At 39.6% G+C, this 18,409-nt stretch carries 18 protein-coding genes; 7 read left to right on the top strand and 11 right to left on the bottom strand.

Annotated elements, in window-relative coordinates; genetic code table 11:
• Positions 1–43: 43 nt before the first annotated feature.
• The 7 genes from MHI58_RS19175 to MHI58_RS19145 all read left to right on the top strand — a co-directional run bounded on the left by MHI58_RS19175 (position 44) and on the right by MHI58_RS19145 (position 6,806).
• A complete protein-coding gene (locus tag MHI58_RS19175; RefSeq protein ID WP_041508036.1) occupies positions 44–1,156 on the top strand; it encodes a sugar diacid recognition domain-containing protein in 1,113 nt (370 codons plus the stop codon).
• 117 nt (positions 1,157–1,273) lie between these two features.
• Positions 1,274–2,545, top strand: coding sequence for a GntP family permease (locus MHI58_RS19170; protein ID WP_041508035.1), 1,272 nt, complete (start codon positions 1,274–1,276; stop codon positions 2,543–2,545).
• Positions 2,546–2,574: 29 nt separating this feature from the next.
• On the top strand, positions 2,575–3,714 hold the full coding sequence (locus MHI58_RS19165) for a glycerate kinase (RefSeq protein WP_041508034.1): 1,140 nt from the start codon (positions 2,575–2,577) through the stop codon (positions 3,712–3,714).
• 93 nt (positions 3,715–3,807) lie between these two features.
• Complete coding sequence (locus MHI58_RS19160) at positions 3,808–4,146, top strand: zinc ribbon domain-containing protein YjdM (RefSeq protein WP_041508033.1); 339 nt, start codon at positions 3,808–3,810, stop codon at positions 4,144–4,146.
• Positions 4,147–4,474: 328 nt separating this feature from the next.
• Positions 4,475–5,404: an ABC transporter ATP-binding protein gene (locus tag MHI58_RS19155; RefSeq protein ID WP_008347360.1), complete on the top strand. Its 930-nt coding sequence runs from the start codon at positions 4,475–4,477 to the stop codon at positions 5,402–5,404.
• The gene (locus tag MHI58_RS19150; RefSeq protein WP_041508032.1) at positions 5,401–6,351 is read left to right on the top strand and encodes an ABC transporter permease subunit; all 951 of its coding nucleotides are present in this window, start codon (positions 5,401–5,403) and stop codon (positions 6,349–6,351) included. The genes MHI58_RS19155 and MHI58_RS19150 overlap by 4 nt, the downstream gene beginning before the upstream one ends.
• Before the next feature lie 26 nt (positions 6,352–6,377).
• Complete coding sequence (locus MHI58_RS19145) at positions 6,378–6,806, top strand: DUF4064 domain-containing protein (protein ID WP_024720447.1); 429 nt, start codon at positions 6,378–6,380, stop codon at positions 6,804–6,806.
• Between the two features lie 43 nt (positions 6,807–6,849).
• Here the strand turns inward: MHI58_RS19145 and MHI58_RS19140 are convergent, their stop codons facing one another.
• The 11 genes from MHI58_RS19140 to MHI58_RS19090 form a co-directional block, all read right to left on the bottom strand.
• On the bottom strand, positions 6,850–8,178 hold the full coding sequence (locus tag MHI58_RS19140) for a CitMHS family transporter (protein WP_041508031.1): 1,329 nt from the start codon (positions 8,176–8,178) through the stop codon (positions 6,850–6,852).
• Positions 8,179–8,434: 256 nt separating this feature from the next.
• Entirely contained in the window at positions 8,435–8,731 is a 297-nt protein-coding gene (locus tag MHI58_RS19135; RefSeq protein WP_041508030.1) for a hypothetical protein, read from the bottom strand.
• A gap of 9 nt (positions 8,732–8,740) precedes the next feature.
• Complete coding sequence (locus tag MHI58_RS19130) at positions 8,741–9,274, bottom strand: stage II sporulation protein M (RefSeq protein WP_025208269.1); 534 nt, start codon at positions 9,272–9,274, stop codon at positions 8,741–8,743.
• A complete protein-coding gene (locus MHI58_RS19125; protein ID WP_041508029.1) occupies positions 9,271–9,978 on the bottom strand; it encodes an ABC transporter ATP-binding protein in 708 nt (235 codons plus the stop codon). Before MHI58_RS19125 ends, MHI58_RS19130 begins: the two co-directional genes overlap by 4 nt.
• Positions 9,975–11,672 (bottom strand): hypothetical protein, encoded by a 1,698-nt coding sequence (locus MHI58_RS19120; RefSeq protein ID WP_045033655.1) that lies wholly within the window; start codon positions 11,670–11,672, stop codon positions 9,975–9,977. Before MHI58_RS19120 ends, MHI58_RS19125 begins: the two co-directional genes overlap by 4 nt.
• Positions 11,673–11,738: 66 nt before the next feature.
• The gene (locus MHI58_RS19115; RefSeq protein ID WP_025208266.1) at positions 11,739–12,083 is read right to left on the bottom strand and encodes an uberolysin/carnocyclin family circular bacteriocin; all 345 of its coding nucleotides are present in this window, start codon (positions 12,081–12,083) and stop codon (positions 11,739–11,741) included.
• A 23-nt stretch (positions 12,084–12,106) separates the two neighbouring features.
• Positions 12,107–12,760, bottom strand: a complete 654-nt coding sequence (locus MHI58_RS19110; RefSeq protein WP_025208265.1) for a YIP1 family protein — start codon at positions 12,758–12,760, stop codon at positions 12,107–12,109.
• Between the two features lie 154 nt (positions 12,761–12,914).
• Positions 12,915–14,996 carry a beta-galactosidase gene (locus MHI58_RS19105; RefSeq protein WP_041508027.1) on the bottom strand — a complete coding sequence of 694 codons (2,082 nt, stop codon included), beginning with the start codon at positions 14,994–14,996 and terminating at the stop codon, positions 12,915–12,917.
• Between the two features lie 23 nt (positions 14,997–15,019).
• The gene (locus MHI58_RS19100) at positions 15,020–16,228 is read right to left on the bottom strand and encodes a glycosyl hydrolase 53 family protein (RefSeq protein ID WP_045033658.1); all 1,209 of its coding nucleotides are present in this window, start codon (positions 16,226–16,228) and stop codon (positions 15,020–15,022) included.
• 11 nt (positions 16,229–16,239) lie between these two features.
• Positions 16,240–17,082: a sugar ABC transporter permease gene (locus MHI58_RS19095; RefSeq protein ID WP_007497274.1), complete on the bottom strand. Its 843-nt coding sequence runs from the start codon at positions 17,080–17,082 to the stop codon at positions 16,240–16,242.
• Between the two features lies 1 nt (position 17,083).
• Positions 17,084–18,322: a carbohydrate ABC transporter permease gene (locus tag MHI58_RS19090; RefSeq protein ID WP_045033662.1), complete on the bottom strand. Its 1,239-nt coding sequence runs from the start codon at positions 18,320–18,322 to the stop codon at positions 17,084–17,086.
• Positions 18,323–18,409 lie beyond the last annotated feature (87 nt).

Here is an 18,409-nt window from a genome sequence, read left to right as displayed (position 1 = left end):
ACTATGATACATTGAATGAAAACCCCTTCAGGAGAGATGCTGAATGCAATTTTTAACCAGTGAATTGGCGCAAGAGATGGTTGAACGTACGATGCATATTTTACATCAAAACATCAATGTCATGAATGCAGATGGTGTCATTATTGGGTCTGGTGAACGAAAAAGGATTGGACAAAAACATGATGGAGCACGTCTAGTGCTGTCAAGCGGAGATAGTGTGGAGATTGATCAGGAGACATCCCGCCGCTTAAAAGGCGTGAGACCTGGAATCAATCTGCCTATTTGCTTTCGGGAACAAGTTGTTGGTGTCATTGGGATTACGGGTGAACCAGAGGGCATTCGTCATCATGCCGAGCTGGTGAAAATGGCAGCTGAGCTCGTATTAGAGCAGTCTTTTCTACTTGAACGCTTCCAGTGGCGGCAGCGAATAGAGAGTGAAATTGTGAATCAGCTCATCTCCGAGTCTGACATGGGTGATCATCAGCTGAAGCACCGTGCTGACTGGCTTGGAATGGATTTAGACAAGCGGCGAATGGCTATTGTTTTTCAGCCGATTCCATCGTCTGAGGACACTGTACACAAAATGATGCATGCCATTCAATACGATAAGAATGCGGATGATTTACTAGGCATGACCTTCCGTCATGAATTGATCCTGTTAAGACAGCCGATATGTGACCATCAACTCAAGCATGTGATCGAACAGCTGCAACAAACAATGGCAGGTGCAGTTGATGGACAAGTGCTAGTGGGTGTAGGAACTGTCGCTGAGGACATGAGTCAATTACCGTTGTCCTTTCAGCATGCGAGAGAAGCCCTGCGGTTAGGAAAGGTGCTCCATCCAGAGGAAAGCATATATGTTTTTGAATCTTATCAGCTTGAAAGCTTGTTTATAAAAGCGAGAGCCGCCAAAGAGGGCAAACGGTGGAGTGATTTTTATCATCCGCTGATACAAGAAACGGAACTCGTTCAAACGTTAAAGGTTTACATTGAAGAGGGCGGGGATTTACAAAGAATCGTTGATCGTCTATTTATTCACCGTAATACACTGCGATATCGTTTAGATAAAATCCAGGCATTGACCGGAAAAGATCCTCGTCATGTGAAACAGTTGATGGAGCTGTACATAGCACAATTGGACAATCAACTGTCTTAATTGTGCATTTGCACAACTGGATGAAGAAATAAATAAAAGAAGTTCATCTGGATTCACAACTCGATCCCAATGGGTAAACGCTTACAATTAAGAAAAGACAATCAGGAGGGATGGAGTATGGGTGGAGATGTGACAGTAAGTACATTGGGCGCATTGACTGCGCTTGTGATCGCTATTGTTCTTATTTTAAGAAAAGTATCACCTGCTTATGGCATGCTGGCAGGCGCATTTATTGGCGGTTTGGTTGGCGGTGTAGATGTTGTGCAGACCGTGAACGTCATGATGGAAGGCGCAAAGGACATGATTCCGGCTGTTCTCCGAATCATGGCGGCAGGTGTACTGGCAGGTGTTTTAATTGAGTCGGGTGCTGCGTTATCTATTGCGGAGGCCATCGTGAAAAAGCTTGGAGAGGCAAGGGCACTTTTAGCACTCGCACTTGCAACAATGATTTTAACAACGGTGGGTGTTTTTGTAGATGTAGCAGTCATTACAGTAGCACCAATCGCACTTGCCATTGCCAAGCGTGCAAAACTTTCTAAAACGGGTATTTTACTTGCGATGATTGGAGGAGGGAAGGCGGGGAATATCATGTCACCGAATCCGAATGCCATTGCAGCCTCTGATGCTTTTGGTGTCCCGCTTACTTCCCTGATGGCGGCAGGTGTCATACCGGCTATTTTCGGGATAGCCGTCACGTATGTTTTAGCCAAAAAGCTTGCGAATAAAGGGACACCTGTTTTGGAAGAGGGAGCTGACCAAGGCGAGGTTCAAGTACCTGGTTTTCTACAAGCGCTTGTAGGCCCGCTTGTGACCATTCTCTTGTTAGCCTTGAGGCCGTTGTTTCAAATAAATATTGATCCAATGATTGCCTTACCAATAGGAGGAATTATTGGCGCTCTTTTCATGAAAAAAGGGAAGTTTCTCAATGATTATGCGATGTCAGGGCTGCATAAAATGTCAGGTGTAGCGATCATGTTACTAGGGACAGGTACATTAGCTGGAATTGTATCGAATTCTTCCATGAAAGAGGTATTTATTCAGGCGCTTGACGCTTCGGGATTACCTCCTTACTTGCTTGCACCAACGTCTGGAATTTTTATGTCGGCAGCCACAGCTTCGACAACTGCAGGGACGGCAGTTGCAAGTGGTGTATTTAGCGGAACTCTTATTGGTCTTGGTGTATCTGCCCTTTCAGGCGCAGCTATGATTCACGCTGGCGCAACTGTTCTCGACCATATGCCGCACGGAAGCTTTTTCCATGCAACGGCAGGAAGTGTTCAAATGGATATAAAAGAACGGTTGAAATTAATGCCCTTTGAATCGTTAATTGGTTTGACATTAACCGTTGTATCGACCATTATCTTTGGTATTTTCCAGCTGTTTGGCTGAGGACTTAATGAGAAACGAGGGGTTTTTGGATGAAAATTGTGATCGCACCAGATTCATTTAAAGAAAGTTTATCTGCTTATGAGACAGCATGTGCCATTGAACGAGGATTTCGCTCTATTTTGCCAGATGCAGAATATATGAAAATCCCAATGGCAGATGGAGGAGAAGGCACAGTTCAATCGTTAGTGGATGCGACAGGCGGAACCATTGTCAAGCAAGTGGTCACAGGCCCGCTTGGCAAACCTGTGGATGCCTTTTTTGGTATGTTGGGAGATGGTCAGACAGCTGTCATAGAGATGGCAGCAGCATCAGGATTACATCTTGTCCCGCCAGAAAAACGGAACCCTTTATTCACAACGTCTAGAGGGACAGGAGAATTAATGCTTGCAGCGCTGGATAAAGGAGCGAAGCATTTAATCATTGGGCTTGGCGGAAGCGCAACAAATGATGGTGGCGTTGGCATGATGCAAGGTTTAGGTGCTTCTTTTCTCGATAAAGCAGGCCAAGACCTCACGCCGGGCGGTGGATCACTGAATCAATTAGCTTCTATTGATCTATCTCGACTGGATCCAAGATTGCGATCAATCCGTCTGGAAGTGGCGTGTGATGTGGATAATCCTTTAACGGGTGAAAGAGGAGCGTCTGCTGTGTTCGGTCCTCAAAAGGGGGCAGATACAGAAATGGTTCAACTGTTGGACAAGAATTTATCTCATTTAGCACAAGTGGCTAAGCAGCATCTTCATGTCTCCTTTGGTGATGCGGCAGGTGCAGGAGCGGCAGGAGGACTTGGTGCGAGTTTATTAGGCTTTTTACAGGCTGATCTGCAAAAGGGAATTGATATTGTACTGAAAGCCGTACATTTTGCTGACGTACTCAAGGACGCTGACCTAGTCATTACAGGGGAAGGGCGGATTGATCAGCAGACCATTTACGGCAAAACGCCAATCGGTGTAGCTAAAGCTGCGAAACAATATGGACTCCCTGTGATTGGTATCGCTGGGTCCCTCTCAAAAGACAGTGCAGTCGTACATGATCATGGCATTGATGCACTTTTTAGTATTGTCCCTGGCGTCACGACTCTGGCTGAAGCCATGCATGATGCTAGTGTGCATGTAGAGAGAACAGCAAGGAATATTGCGGCTGTCATGACATTTGGAAGAGATAAGTAAATGATGAAAAATGTTTCCTTTTCTATCACATTCCTCTCTATAGAAATGTGGTAAAATGGTTCTAAATGAAAAAGAAAGTTGGAGGAAACACAAATGTCTAATCTACCGAATTGTCCATCGTGCAGTTCAACCTATACATACGAGGATGGCAGCATGCTTATTTGTCCTGAATGTGCGCATGAGTGGTCGCTAGAACAAGAACAAGTGGCAGAGGAGCAGCTTATTGTCAAAGATGCGAATGGAAATCTATTAAGTGATGGTGACACGGTCACTGTGATTAAAGATTTAAAAGTCAAAGGTTCTTCTTCGGTTTTAAAAATAGGAACGAAGGTCAAAGGGATTCGTTTAGTCGAAGGCGATCATAACATTGATTGTAAAATTCCTAGCTTTGGCGCGATGAAGTTAAAATCGGAGTTTGTGAAGAAAGTATAATATATGAAAAGAGGCTGTCGATCATCAGCCTCTTTTTTATTTCGATATTTATAGGTGAAAGGTATAATCTTAAACATCATTTCATACATATGTACCTATTGAAAATCATTCTTTTTTAAAAAAATCAAGCCTCTTTTCTTATAAAAATTCACGCTTTTCTTAACTCTACCTTAAAAAAGGCAGATGATTCTCTAAATTTTGCCTAATCCCCTTCACAACTTTTGGGCATTGCTGTACCATATGGAAGTGTTCTTCTATTTTTGACGGATCATGGTGTTTATCAGGAAATAGATGATAGATGATACTTAGACAAAGAAGGAGAGGTAACGTGACGAACGTTTTAGAACTGCAAAATGTATCTAGGCATATTCGCGGGAAAAAGATTGTTCAAGACTTGAGTTTCTCTGTCCAAGCGGGCGAAGTCTTTGGCTTCTTAGGGCCGAATGGCGCAGGGAAAACGACAACCATTCGCATGATGGTCGGTCTTTCTCCCATTACATCCGGTGACATTCTGATTAATGGTCATAGTATTCAAACCTCATATCAGCATGCTATCCAAGATGTCGGTGCAATTATTGAAAATCCAGAAATGTATAATCATTTAACGGCAAGACAAAACCTTGTTCATTTTGCCAGAATGAATGGAAAAGTGGATGAAGGTCGAATTGATGAACTGCTAGAACTAGTTAGTTTGCAGCATGTGAAACATAAGCGTGTCCGTACGTTTTCATTAGGAATGAAGCAGCGTTTGGGGATTGCTCAGGCATTGATACATAAACCGAAACTGCTAATCTTAGATGAGCCGACCAATGGACTAGATCCAGAGGGAATTCGTATGATACGAGATTACTTGAGAAGGCTGGCAAAGGAAGAAGGACTTGCTGTCATTGTTTCAAGTCACCTCATGTCAGAAATGGAATTGATGTGTGATCGTTTTGCTATTATCCAAAAAGGAAAGCTGATTGCGATTGAGGATCAGCGTGCAGAGACGAAGCAGGATGATTTGGTCAATTATCGAATGAAAGTAGCATCAAGTGAGCTTGAAGAAGCTCAAAAGCTCATTGAAGCATTTGAGGAAGGCATCACAGTTAGAGAAGAGGAGCAGTACTTATTCTTCTCCATCCTAGAAGAGAAAATGCCACAATTGATTCGTCATTTGAGTGAAGCTTCTATTCATTTGTACGAAATCAAAATAGAAAAACAAACCTTAGAAGATAAGTTCTTAAGCTTAACAGGTAAAAAGGAGGCAGACGTATGATTCGCCTCATTCAAAACGAGTGGATGAAAATCAGTTATCGTGTGGGTACTTGGATTATGGTTGGGCTTCTTGTTTTAGGTATGATTGCGACGTTGATTTTTGCACTTAAAACAAATGACGGAGATCAAGCATCCGGTGATTGGAAAACTGAGTTGCAAGAAATCAATAAAGCAAATAAGCAAGAATTGAAAGAGGATAATATAGGATTTTATAAGAGATCCCTTGAAACCGATATAGCGATCAATGAGTATCGAATCAAACATGATTTACCTCCAGCCGATCAATTCGGTAAAAATGCATGGACTTATGTGAAAACAAATGCTAATTTGCTTCAGCTGGTCGGTGTATTTGTGATTATTATTGCAGCCACAATTGTCTCGGCTGAATATAAGCATGGTACAATTAAATTATTACTGATTCGTCCGCCATCCAGGTTGAAGGTTCTTTTGTCTAAATACTTTACCGTTCAACTATATTCACTTTTCCTGATCGCTGTCCTATTTATCTTATCCTTTATCTTAGGTGCGATATTCTTTGGACTAAACCATGATTATGTGTATTTGGCTTATCAAAATGGTGAAGTCATTGAACGGTCTCAGTTTGCAAATATGGTCTCTTATTATTTGGCGCATTGTGCTATGTTTGTTGTATTAGGGACACTTTCTTTTGCCATCTCAACGGTGTTTAGAAGTGAGGCCATTTCCATAGCGATTAGTGTATTAGCCTATGTTGTCGGAGCATCCATCACAAGCATTTTGATGTTCTTCTTTGATTGGGCGAAATACTTATTGTTTGCCAACGATCCTGTACAGTATTTCGCAGAAACACCTACTTATATCGAAGGCATGTCCCTAGGATTCTCACTAACGGTCCTAGTCATTTACTGGGCCATCTTCTTGGCGGTTGCTTTAATCGTCTTCCAAAAGAGAGAAGTAAAAACAGGTTAATTTAACTTTTTAGGAGGTTTCTATCAATGATTAAGCGTAAAGGTGAAAAAATTATGGGGATAATCAGTATTGTCCTCAACGTAATTGGTGTTGGTTTTGGGGCATTGATGCTTTCTGTGGACCCAGCAGTTTATGAAGAATTGAATGAAGTGTTAAAAGAGGAAGGCAGCGCCTTGCCAGTTGAAACACTTGAGGCATCGGTTCATGCCTTTGGCGTTCAGTTTATGGTTGTTTCCGCAATTGCGGCTGTCTTAGCCCTTGTTGGTGTGATTGTTTTGAAAACAGACCGCCGTGCCGTGCTTTCTGGTATTCTTTTCTTGGTTTCGGCTGTGACTCTTTTAATTGGAACTGTTGGTCTTGCTTTCGTTCCGATGATCTTGTTGCTAATCGTTGGATTGATGTCACTCATTAGAAAACCGAAAACAGACATTCACACGAGTGAGTATCCTTCATAATTCAAAGAAAAAGACATGCGCTGGTTTGCGCATGTCTTTCTTTTTATATGATGCCAATCAGTTTGGCGATGATGAGTAAAACGATACTGAACCCCCACATCCAAAAGAAGGAGTAGCGGATATGTTTCCCCATATCGACCCCTGCAAGACCGATGGCGAGCCATACAGCAGGTGCAAGAGGGCTGACAAAGGTGCCGATGATATTTCCAATCATCATGGCGTATGCCGCAGATGTCCCTGACACACCAACCTCTGATGTAATCGATTCGACAATCGGCAAGAGTGCGTAATAATAGGCATCCGTACTTGTCAGCATATCAAGCGGAACCCCAAATATCCCCACAATGATATGTAAAAATGGCAGTAAGAAAGCTGGCAAAATGTGAATACTGTCCACTGCAATCGCCTTCAGCATGCCCGTTCCTTCAAGAATTCCTAAAAGAGAACCTGCGGAGAAAATTACAGCTGCCATCATTAGTGCACTTGGGGCATGCGCCTTAATTCGCTCCATTTGTACATTCACATTTGGAAAGTTAATCAGAAGTGCTAGTGAAAGACCAATCATAAACATATAACTAGCAGGAATCACGTTCAGCACGAGAAGGACAACAACAGCTAAAAATAGAATGAGATTGACCCACATTAAGTGATAACGCTTTAAAGACGCATCGCCTGTTTCGCTGATCGATTGAATAGCACGATCCCAATCGGCGCCTTCTAATTGGACAGCAGCTATTTCATTTGCCGCGATTTTCACCCGAATTCGTTTTTCTTCTCTTTTTCCTAAAATGAATGCCATTCCTAATACGAGCACGACCCCGATCAGCTGAATGGGAATAAGCGGTACCCACAGTTCAGATGGGTCCATATTTAGGACACTAGCTGCCCGTCCTGTGGGGCCAGCCCATGGAATCATATTGGTTAATCCAGCACTCGTCCCGATTAACAATAGCAATAAATAAGGACTCATATGTAATTTTTTATAAAGCGGAAGCAGTGCAGGTACAGTTAATAAAAAGGTTGTAGCGCCTGCTCCGTCTAAGTGTGCGATGACTCCAATCAAGGCAGTTCCCATCGCAACTGTGACAACATTCCCTTTTGTCAGCTTGATTAACGCTTTAATTACAGGTTCAAAGAACCCTGTATCTTGTAAAATGCCAAAAAATAAAATGGCGAAGATAAACATGGTCGCCACTGGCAAAACTTTGATAATCCCTTGTTCAAAGAAAGTTTGAATGTCATTGATACCAAATCCTGCGATGAGCGCCCCTATTAAAGGCACCATGACCATGGCGACAATTGGACTTGCTTTCCCCCAAATCAGCAAAACAACAATCGTTAAAATAATCAACAATCCAACAAACGTTAACATAAGCCCCTCCCCCTACAATAAACCGTTTACATTTGTTTGTTTTTTACCAATGCAATCCCATATTTGCATTGAAAAAAAGAGTATCAAAAATATGAGTATTAGGCAACCGCTTTCATACCTATACAATAGTAAAAAAGGATGGTGAATCCAATCGTGGCGCGGTGTTCAACATGTCAAAAAATTTAGAAAAAAATCCACTTAAAATGGTAAAATAAAAAACGTCTGTTTCGGACGTTTTTTATTAACAGTTGATAATTTACTTGATCCAGAAAAATGTCACTATAATTAATAGTAATAAATATAATGCAGAGCAACCTCTATAAATTCCTTTATTAAATTGTAGGGGAGGAGATATAAAAGTCACTAAAATGGTTGGACCAAACAAAGTGATTAAAAAAAATCTATAATCAAAAAAGAAAGTACAGATTGATAAGAGTATTGAAAAATAAAATACAATTATAAAAGAACTATTAATTGTGTTTTTAGAATCTCCCTTGTTTTCCTCTAAATGATCATCTAGTAATTTATCTATCTTTTTTTTATTAATAAACATAAGGACCTCCTATTGAATTTTTTTTAGTAAAAAGGGCGTTAATAATGCTTCTGTTAAAGCAGCAAGTAATGTCAACAGACATATCACCATAGTAAAAAATAAAATATCCGAAAAGAAATGTTTCTTGGGGGAATGTAGCCCTCTTATTTTTAAGTAGACAAAGTCTAACAATTTGAAACCAAGTGAACCTGATAATATCATGGCAGGAATTTCAAAGATACCATGAGGAATTAAAGCAGTTAATATATATAACAAATTGTTACCATGATCGGTAATACTTTGTAAAGAGGATAAGCCTACTAAAAATCCATTTAATAATAATAAGATAGATGTCAAAATACCAAATGTAAACATTGAGAAAATGAGAAATAAATTTGCAGCAAAGTTATGTTTGAAATATCCCAGAACTGTAACTTCATCAACAGTTTCTGGACTAAGACTAGGTAGAATATTGTTAAAAATAACCCCAAGAACTATACCTGCTATGTATAAAATACTTGCTATATAAAGTATACGTTTATTTCTGATTATTATTCCTGTCATTTTAGTAAAGTATCCATATCTTTTATAATTAAATCTTCAAAGTGCTGAATGTTTGTAAGGTGATCATATTCTTTAACAAGAGCACCGTTAATTAAAATACCAACTCTATCACATAGTTGTTGAGCGATATTAACAAGGTGTGTAGACATGATCACAGTATTACCTTGTTCAGCATAACGTTTAAGAAAGTTTTTCATCATCTTTGTAGTGGGAGGATCGAACGCACCTAATGGTTCGTCTAATATTAAAACTTCAGGTTCATGAATTATGGCTCCAGCAACAGATAATTTATGTTTCATACCAAATGAAAATGTAGAAATCATATCATTCTCATTTTGTTTTAAGTTAAATTGATCTAACAAAACTTCAATTCTATTATCCTTCATTTCAGAGGGTACGTCTTGTAAGTCGGCAATAAATTCCAGGTACTCTCTAGGGGTTAAATAATGATAGATAAAAGGAGAATCAGGAACATAACCTATATACTTAAGATAGGAAGATCTCTCAGAATATATAGTTTTCTCCTTGATAGTAATATTACCTTCGTATGGTTTCATAATCCCGAGAATACATTTTAAAAGTGTTGATTTTCCAGCACCATTCGGTCCTAGTAATCCATATACCTTACCTTGCTCTATTTTTAAATTTATAGATTTTAAAATTTGTTTATCTTTATATTTGAAAGATAGATTCTCAATTTTCATGTTTTCATCTCCCAATGTTTCGTTCCTATTCTTTTAATCCAAAAATAATAAAATAGAGAAATTCCAATGAAAAATAGACATGTTCCAGTCACAATAAGTAAAAAGAATATACTCCTATCAATAATTTCAAAAGTAACGAGAGCACCTGAGACCCCATACAATTGAAGGTAAAATGCTAGTAGTACCCCAAGAATAGTATGTTCAAAAAATGAGGCTTTAACAGACGAACCAATATCCTCTAAATTTTCCCAGTCTAAACGAGGATAGAGGAAAGTACCTATCACTTGGCCAGAACCTATAATAAGACTAATTGAATTAATCATGATATACAAAATAATTTGAGTCATAGTATCTAAGTTGAATAATAATAATATAACTAAAAATAATGAATTCATTATAATAAGAATTATAGATAAATGCAGTATTGATTTTCCTGCAATCAACTTGAAGATAGAAGCGCCTGAATTCTTATAAATATATAGATTTTCGCGCTCTGCATCTGCTGAAGTTATCCCAAGCAAGCCTTCTCCTAATAAAGAAGTGTTGTAAGTTACGGCAAATAAAATTGGATAAATAACAAAAAGTTCCGAGAAGTCAAACCACTTTTGATTTAAACTAATTCCTACCAATACACCTAATTCTATTGCAATCATATTTACAGATAGCACTAAGCGTCTCTTGATAGTAAAATTAGCTCTTAATAGAGCAGTAAGATCCTTTTTTAAAATTGCGATATTTTGCCGGGGAAAGAAATTTATTAAATAATTTAAAAAAGGTAATTTGATTGGTTTTATTCTCGGCAAAAGATTATTAGGTGTTGCTTCCTTTATAAGCAACACTTTCAAAACTATTAGATAGGAAATAGAGAGTAAAAGAAATCCTAGTGCAATTAAACCTAAAGAATATATGATAAATAAATAGATATCACTTTTTGTTGAAAGTAGGTACCAGTTAGTAGGAAGCCATGTGTTTGTTAATATCGTCTCTAATCTAAATACAGATATGAAATTTTCAATAGCTTCAAGAAGATCTTTTTCATAAAAGTAGTTAAGTCCGATCCAACCAAAAAAAGTAGTTGAAAGAGCAGATAAGAGTGCAATTCCTATAAAAGATAACAGACTAATTAACCTAGAATTCAAGATTTTGTATAAAAAATTAGAATAAGTGATATATGTGAGTAATGAGTAAATGCATGTAAGGCCAAAGATAAATATAAATAGTGGTACAAATGATAAAAAAAGGTATAATTTATTACTTGTATAAAAATTTATGAAAAAAAGTATAGGGAATACTATTATTGTTAATTTGAATAAAACATTTAGAAAAATTGTTGTGAAAAATCTCGATAATAGAACTTTTTTGGGATCTGTCTTTAAAGTATGTAAAAGAAGGAAATCTTCAGGGTATACATATCGATGTAAAATATCAGTTGATGATTTTAAAATATTCAAAACAAAAAAAAGAATAATAAAATTTGTACCTAATGATAAGATATGGACTGGTACATTAGGCAAAAGAGTAGTTGAAGCCTTATATAGAATAAAAAGGTAGACTAAAAAAAAGGGTGTAAAAACAAAAATAAGTCTATTTGATTTTAGTAAATTTTCGCTTGATGGGAAAAAGTAAATCAAACGGTTTAAAGTACGTCTATATGTAAGTTTAAAGTTTGCCATAAAAACTTTTTTGTTGAGCATTATATTCCTCCTAGACGAAAAGAAGGAGGAGTATAATTATACTCCTCAATTTCTTCACTTTGGATTTTACCATTCTGCAGCGTATTTTTTGCCGTGTTTTGTAGCCAATTTTTTCGCAGTAGCTACCATAGCAGCAGTGACAAGGCCAGTTCCACCCAAAACAACAGCTAATAGACTAAGTATTGTTAGGACATCGCCAGTAGTCATGATAACACCTATAGCAGCATAAGCGGTCTTGCGACTAATTCCTAAGTTTGTTGCAAGGTCTAATGCAAATTGATTACCTGAATTGAAATCAATAGAAGCTAAACTTGCAATACCTTCTGAAGAACCCATAAGGAAAGTAGCGATGGCAAAAAGAGAAACTATACTTGTAACACTCGCAATTTTAAAAAGATTGCTATTTTTCATATTTGAATTCACCTCCTTTCAGTTTACAAAAATAAGCTAGTTGAAAAAAGAGAAATAATACCTAAAGACATTGTTATACAAACGATTATGACAGTTTTTATATAGGAAATTTTGTGTATTTCTTTAATTGCAATACACCCTAGAATGGTAGACCACCAAAAAAAGGGGTCGATGATAATATTCAATATAATATCAATTGGCTTTTGAGAATTTGGATAAATAACTGAAAATGCAAAATCACTACCTAAAAAGAAAGAAAAGATAATGAGAATTATAAATTTGATAGCAACCGGTATGATAGAATAAATAAAACTTGGGAAAAACTCTTTAGCAGTAGCAACACCACCAAATAATATCCCAATGATATGTATTATAAAGAAGCTTACAAGAACCATTGCTGTAAATTGAACAATCCCTAGTGCTAGTGTAATCATCATAATGAGTATGCTCATATCAGCAGTATAATCAATCCCATTTGTTTTAAAAGAATGATTAATTAATGTAGAGATTGTGGGGAAAATAGCTAAATAAAACCCTAAAAACAGACTTAACACAGCCAGGAAAACAAACCAAGAATGACGATAATTTTTTTCACTAGAGTATTTGATTAAGAGAAAGTTCTTAGGAGAAAAGACGAAATGATGTATTAGAGTAATAAAGTTGTGTTTATTATCCATAAATGCTCCTTGATTCAAAAAGTGTTTTTTTGCTAATTCTCACAAATAATGTATCATTTTTTGCCATATTATTTCAAGTTAGAATTGTGTTTATAAGCTGAATTTAAGCTGAATTTAAGGTTGGTTCTTGCATAAAAAGAAAAAAAGAATGTCTTTAAAGACATTCTTTTTTTCTTTTTAATATAAAATATTCATAGGCATCTAGTATTATTTTTCCTGTTAAATTTGAAGAGTGGAATGCATCTTCATAAGTGATTTGATCTTCTAACAAAATTACCTTTTTACTATCTGTAAAATTCATCATAAACACAAAGTCCTGCGATCCATCTGTTCGTTTTTGGACACTGACTCCCTCTGGAATTGAAGAGGAGAGGATCGGCTTTATCCCTATTCCTGTGATGAGATCTTCGTAAAAATCATCATAAAACGCTTGCTCATTTTCAGAAGCCATATAGTATGCTTTCCCTTTGCCAAATGGACGGACAGTAAGGGCGGGCTGTCCTTCATAGCAGCCATTCTCAAAATGCCCTAACACAGAGGCTGATTCTGGGTGAATGGATTCGCAATATTGCCCGACATGGTAGGTGCGTCCATTTCCTGTGGTCATTAAGACGTGTTCATCTGGCATCAATGTGTTGATTTCCTCTGCCCAAACACCAAGTACATGGCGGAGAGGGCCAGGGAAACCACCGAGGAAACAGAGGTCGTTTTCATCGACCATGCCGCTCCAGTACGTTGCCACAAAAATGCCGCCCTCTTTGACAAATGCTTCGATCTTTTCTGCCACGCCTGGTTTGATCATGTAGAGCATTGGCCCCACAAGCACTCGATAGGATGAGAAATCCTTTTCCATCCCGACAATATCAACAGGGATACCCTTTTTCCAGAAACTGCGATAGTGAGTTTGGCAAGCCTCTACATAGCGTTTGTTGGTATTATTTAAGCCTTGCGCATCATCAATTGCCCAATGGTTTTCCCAATCATATATGATGGCGACCTCTGGTTGAACGGATGTACCCGCAATCGGTTGAAGCTGCTCCAGCTGTTTTCCTAAATTAGCGACTTCTTGAAACACACGCGTGTGTTCATGTCCTGAATGATCCACAACAGCGCCGTGGAATTTTTCAGAGGCGCCCCGGCCTTGTCTCCACTGGAAATAAAGGACGGAGTCGGACCCGTGGGCAATCGCCTGCATGGCAGAGAGGTGTGCCATTCCTTTATGCTTCACCTTATTCACTTCATGCCAGTTCACGAGGCTTGGTGTGCTTTCCATCACAAGAAACGGCTGACCGCCCTTTAATGAACGATACAAATCGTGAACGAAGGCGACGTTTGACGCTAATTCTGCAGTGGATTCTCTGCCGCTATGCCATGCTGGATAGCTATCCCATGAGATCACGTCGACTTCTTTTGCAAATTGATGATAATCCAGTCCAAGAAATGGACGCATATGCGGATAGTCGCCCATAAAATTGGTGGTTACTGGCACATGAGGTGTTAATTCTCGTAGTGGTTCAATTTCATTTTGATAAAAATTGATCGTTTGTGCTGTGATAAAACGCTTCCAGTCTAGGTTCATGCCATGAATCATGTGCTCCCCGTGAGGTGCAGGTGACTCGATTTGTGACCAATCACTATATGTGTGGCTCCAAAACCCCGTCCACCATGCTTGGTTCAAAGCTTCAAGGTCATGGTTGTATTTGTCTTTCAAATAGTCTCTAAATGCTTCTTGGCAAAGATCACAATGACATTCACCGCCGTATTCATTTGAAATGTGCCACATGATCAGCGCTGGATGGTCCTTGTAGCGTTCAGCAAGCAAACGATTGAGTGTATTCGTTTTTTCTCGATAAACCGGTGAGGTGAAGCAATGATTATGGCGAAGTCCGTGTAAGTTGCGCTGGCGGTTTGCTTCAACGCGTAAGACTTCTGGATATGTTTGCGAGAGCCAAGCAGGTCTTGCTCCGCTTGGCGTGGCGAGAATGGCGTGAGCTCCCTGCGCTGCCAAGCGGTCCATGATATCATCCAGCCAGGCAAAATCATATTCCCCTTCTTTTGGCTCGAGCTTGCTCCAAGCGAAAATGTTGATAGAGAATGTTTGACAGTGTGCAAGCTTCATTAATCGAAAATCTTCGTCAATGATCTCCGGCATATGAAGCCATTGATCAGGATTATAGTCGCCACCATGCAAAAAGCCTTTCACATTTGGGTGAACGAGTGGGTAACGCTTTCCCATTTTGTCACGTCCTATCTGTTTAATTACGGTGTCATTTGTTTAAATACATCAAGAGAAGGCAGGGCTTTTCCGTTGAAATCAAACATGGCCTGATTTTCCCAAGCATTCCCGACTGTGCCGGTTGTTTGAATATAAGCGAGCCCGTATTGACTAGACCACGGAGCACCTTTTGCTGGAATCCAAAGCGGCTCCCAATAAAAGAACCCTTTCCCGCGATTGTTTTTTACTTGTGAAATTTTTTCTGATAGATCTCGTATAAAAGATGCCTGCCCTTGTGGTGATGCTGGATAACCGGCCGTATTGACTGAATCTTGGTTAAATGAGTTATCGAGGTTGTCACCATTTGCTGTTGTAAAGCCGTAGGCGGTTTCTACCACGATGACATCTTTGTTATAGCGGGCGCTAATATCATTCATGTTGTTAGTAAGACCGCTAAAACCCCCGTCCCAATACGGGTAGTAAGATAAACCGATCGTATCGAATGAAACGCCTCGTTTGGTGATTTCATCAAACCACCAGCGAGATGCACCATTGTCCCCTCCATGTGCAAGATGAAGCATGACTTTGATGTTTGAATCGACAGAGCGGACAGCATTTGTCCCCGCTTTTAGCAAAGCAGCGAGTCGGTCAAATTCACCGCCGCCTTCACCCCAGCTCTTTCCGTTCGGCCAAAGCATACCTGAATTTAATTCATTCCCGACCTGTACCATATTTGGTAGGGCATTTTGTGCTTTCATCGCTTTAAGTACATCGCTTGTGTAAGTGCCAACAGCTTTTTCTAAATCGCTTTGGGAGAGATTGGTCCAAGCTTTCGGTTTGAACTGTTTACCGGGATCGGTCCAGAAATCACTGTAGTGAAAATCAAGCAGCACTTTCATATTTTGTGCTTTTGCACGTTTCGAGAGAGCAATGGCGGTATTTAAATCGTTTGTCCCCCCGTTATAGGCACGGCCTTGGTTGTCGTATGGATGGTTCCAGAGTCTGATGCGCACATAGTTGACACCTTTCTCTTTTAATAGCTTGAGCGGATCAACCTGCTGCCAGTTTTGGTTGTAGTATTTGCCGCCGCTTCGCTCCACTTCTGCGAGCATGGAGATATCGGCTCCTTTGATGAAATCACCTTGCAATCCATTGATCGGTTTCACCGAAATCGAATCAGCCTTTGCTTCAGGCAGAATACCTAACCCCATCAGAAAGAAAACGACAACAGTGACAAGCAACCATTTCTTCATCAAATCTCCCCTTATCCTTTTGTCCCGCCTTGTGTGAGGCCGGATACAAATTGTTTTTGTAAAACAAGAAACAATAAAGCAACTGGAATCGCAATGAGTAAAGCCCCGGCTGCAAAGGTCGTGTAGCTGGCACCCATTTTATCTGATACAAGATTGTATAGACCGATTGGGAGCGTATACATTTCGGGTGACCGGACAATGACACTGGAGATGATGAAATCACCGAGCGGTCCTGTAAATGAGTTGATGGCAACAACGGCTAAAATCGGCTTGGCAAGTGGCATAATAATTTGGATGAAAATCCGGAAATGCCCTGCGCCATCCATTCTGGCTGATTCATCGAGATCCTTTGGAATCGCATCAAGATAGCCTTTCATTAAATACGTATTCATCGGAATTTGTCCGCCTGCATAAATCAAAATCAATGCAAGATGGCTGTTAATGAGTCCAAGCATTTGAGCCAATACAAATATGGCAATCAGCGCTGAAAATTGAGGAATCATTTGCAGCAGCAAAAAGAGCATCAGTCCATTCTTGCGTCCTTTGAATCGGAACCTAGAAAAGGCATAACCTGTAAAGCTGACAAGGATCAACGTTAAGAGCATAGTCGCAATACTGATTTTCATTGAGTTCCAATACCATTTTGCATAAAGTGCTCCCTGACCGAAGAAGAGTTCTGTAAAGTGGCTGAACGTTGGATTCTTCGGAAACATGCTTGTGCTCATCAGGCTGTTCCCAGGATTAAAGGAAGCGCCGATCGTCCAAAGGAGTGGATATAGAATACAAACGGAGGCAATGAAAAGGATGAAATAAGTGATACTCAGGCGAATGAGCTTATTTTGTTTTGATCCCATATCACATCATGTCCTCCTCTTTAAATGAATTCGTCCTCTTAAACTGCCAAAGTGCAATGGCAATGACGAAGATTGACAGTAAGATCGTAACAGCGGCAGCGAGTGCATATTGAGAAGATTGCATCGTCAGTTTGTAAATCCAAGACACCAAGATGTCTGTGCCCCCAGCAGTTGAGCCAGCCACAGGCGGTCCTCCGCCATTAAATAAGTAGATGATATTAAAGTTGTTAAAGTTAAATGTATATTGCGTGATTAATATAGGTGCAATTGAATAGAGGACAAGCGGTAATGTGATGGAACGGAATTTCTGAAAGAAATTTGCCCCATCAATGGTTGCAGCCTCGTATAAATCTTCAGGAATGGCCTGCAAAACGCCAGTTGTCATAATGAACACAAAAGGAAAACCAAGCCAAGTCTGCATCGCAATAAGAGCGATTTTGCTCCAAAATGGATCTGTCAGCCATGGTTTTGGATCAATTCCAATCGATGCAAAAAGGGTATTGTTGATCGCACCAAACGTGTCGTTAAACAATCCAGCAAACACCAAAATGGTCACAAATCCTGGAACAGCCCACGGCAGAATCAAAATCGTTCTGAAAAACCGTTTTCCTTTTAAATCTTTTTGATTGAGCAGAACCGCTAGGAAAATGCCGACAGCACATTGAAGGGTCGATGCAGCCAACGTCCATACGACCGTCCAGCCTAGTACATCAATGAATGTGTCTCTCCAAATATCGATTGAAAAGATATTTTGAAAGTTTTTGATGCCTACCCAATCAATGAGATTGGCAGGAGGCGAGTGGTATAAATCATAGTTTGTAAAGGCCAGCGCAAAGCTGAACATAATAGGAAAGACAACAGAGAATAGAAGTAAAAAGAAAGCAGGAGTGCTCATTAAGTAAGGAAAGCCTTGATCAATGAGCTGATGGTATTGAGCACGGATGGAATGAAGCGGAACCCCTTGATCACGTTTCTTTCCGTTCATAAATGCATCTCGTATCATGAGTACATAAAAACCGATGCCAAATCCAGCTGTTAAAAGTGCAATAATTCCTTTTGCTAAAAGGAAAACAGAGTTGTCACGAGGCAGCATCGTACCAAGTGTGAACAGCCCCCAGAAGCCAATATTGAATAAATCATAAAACACAAGTAGAAAAGAAACGCCAAACAGGAAAAAGAGTGCCCCTTTGCCATACTGTTTGTTGTATATTTGCCCCATCCCGGGTATAAGAGAGAACATTAGCGCCCGTCTCCGGTGTGTCTTTGATTCCACTATGTGTGTGCGGTCTAGTTCAAGGTTACCCGTCACGTTTAACACCTACTTCAT

Source organism: Bacillus sp. FSL K6-2869 (assembly GCF_040869405.1).
Lineage (GTDB): Bacteria > Bacillota > Bacilli > Bacillales > Bacillaceae > Bacillus > Bacillus altitudinis.
This window is presented reverse-complemented; position numbering and strand designations above follow the sequence as displayed.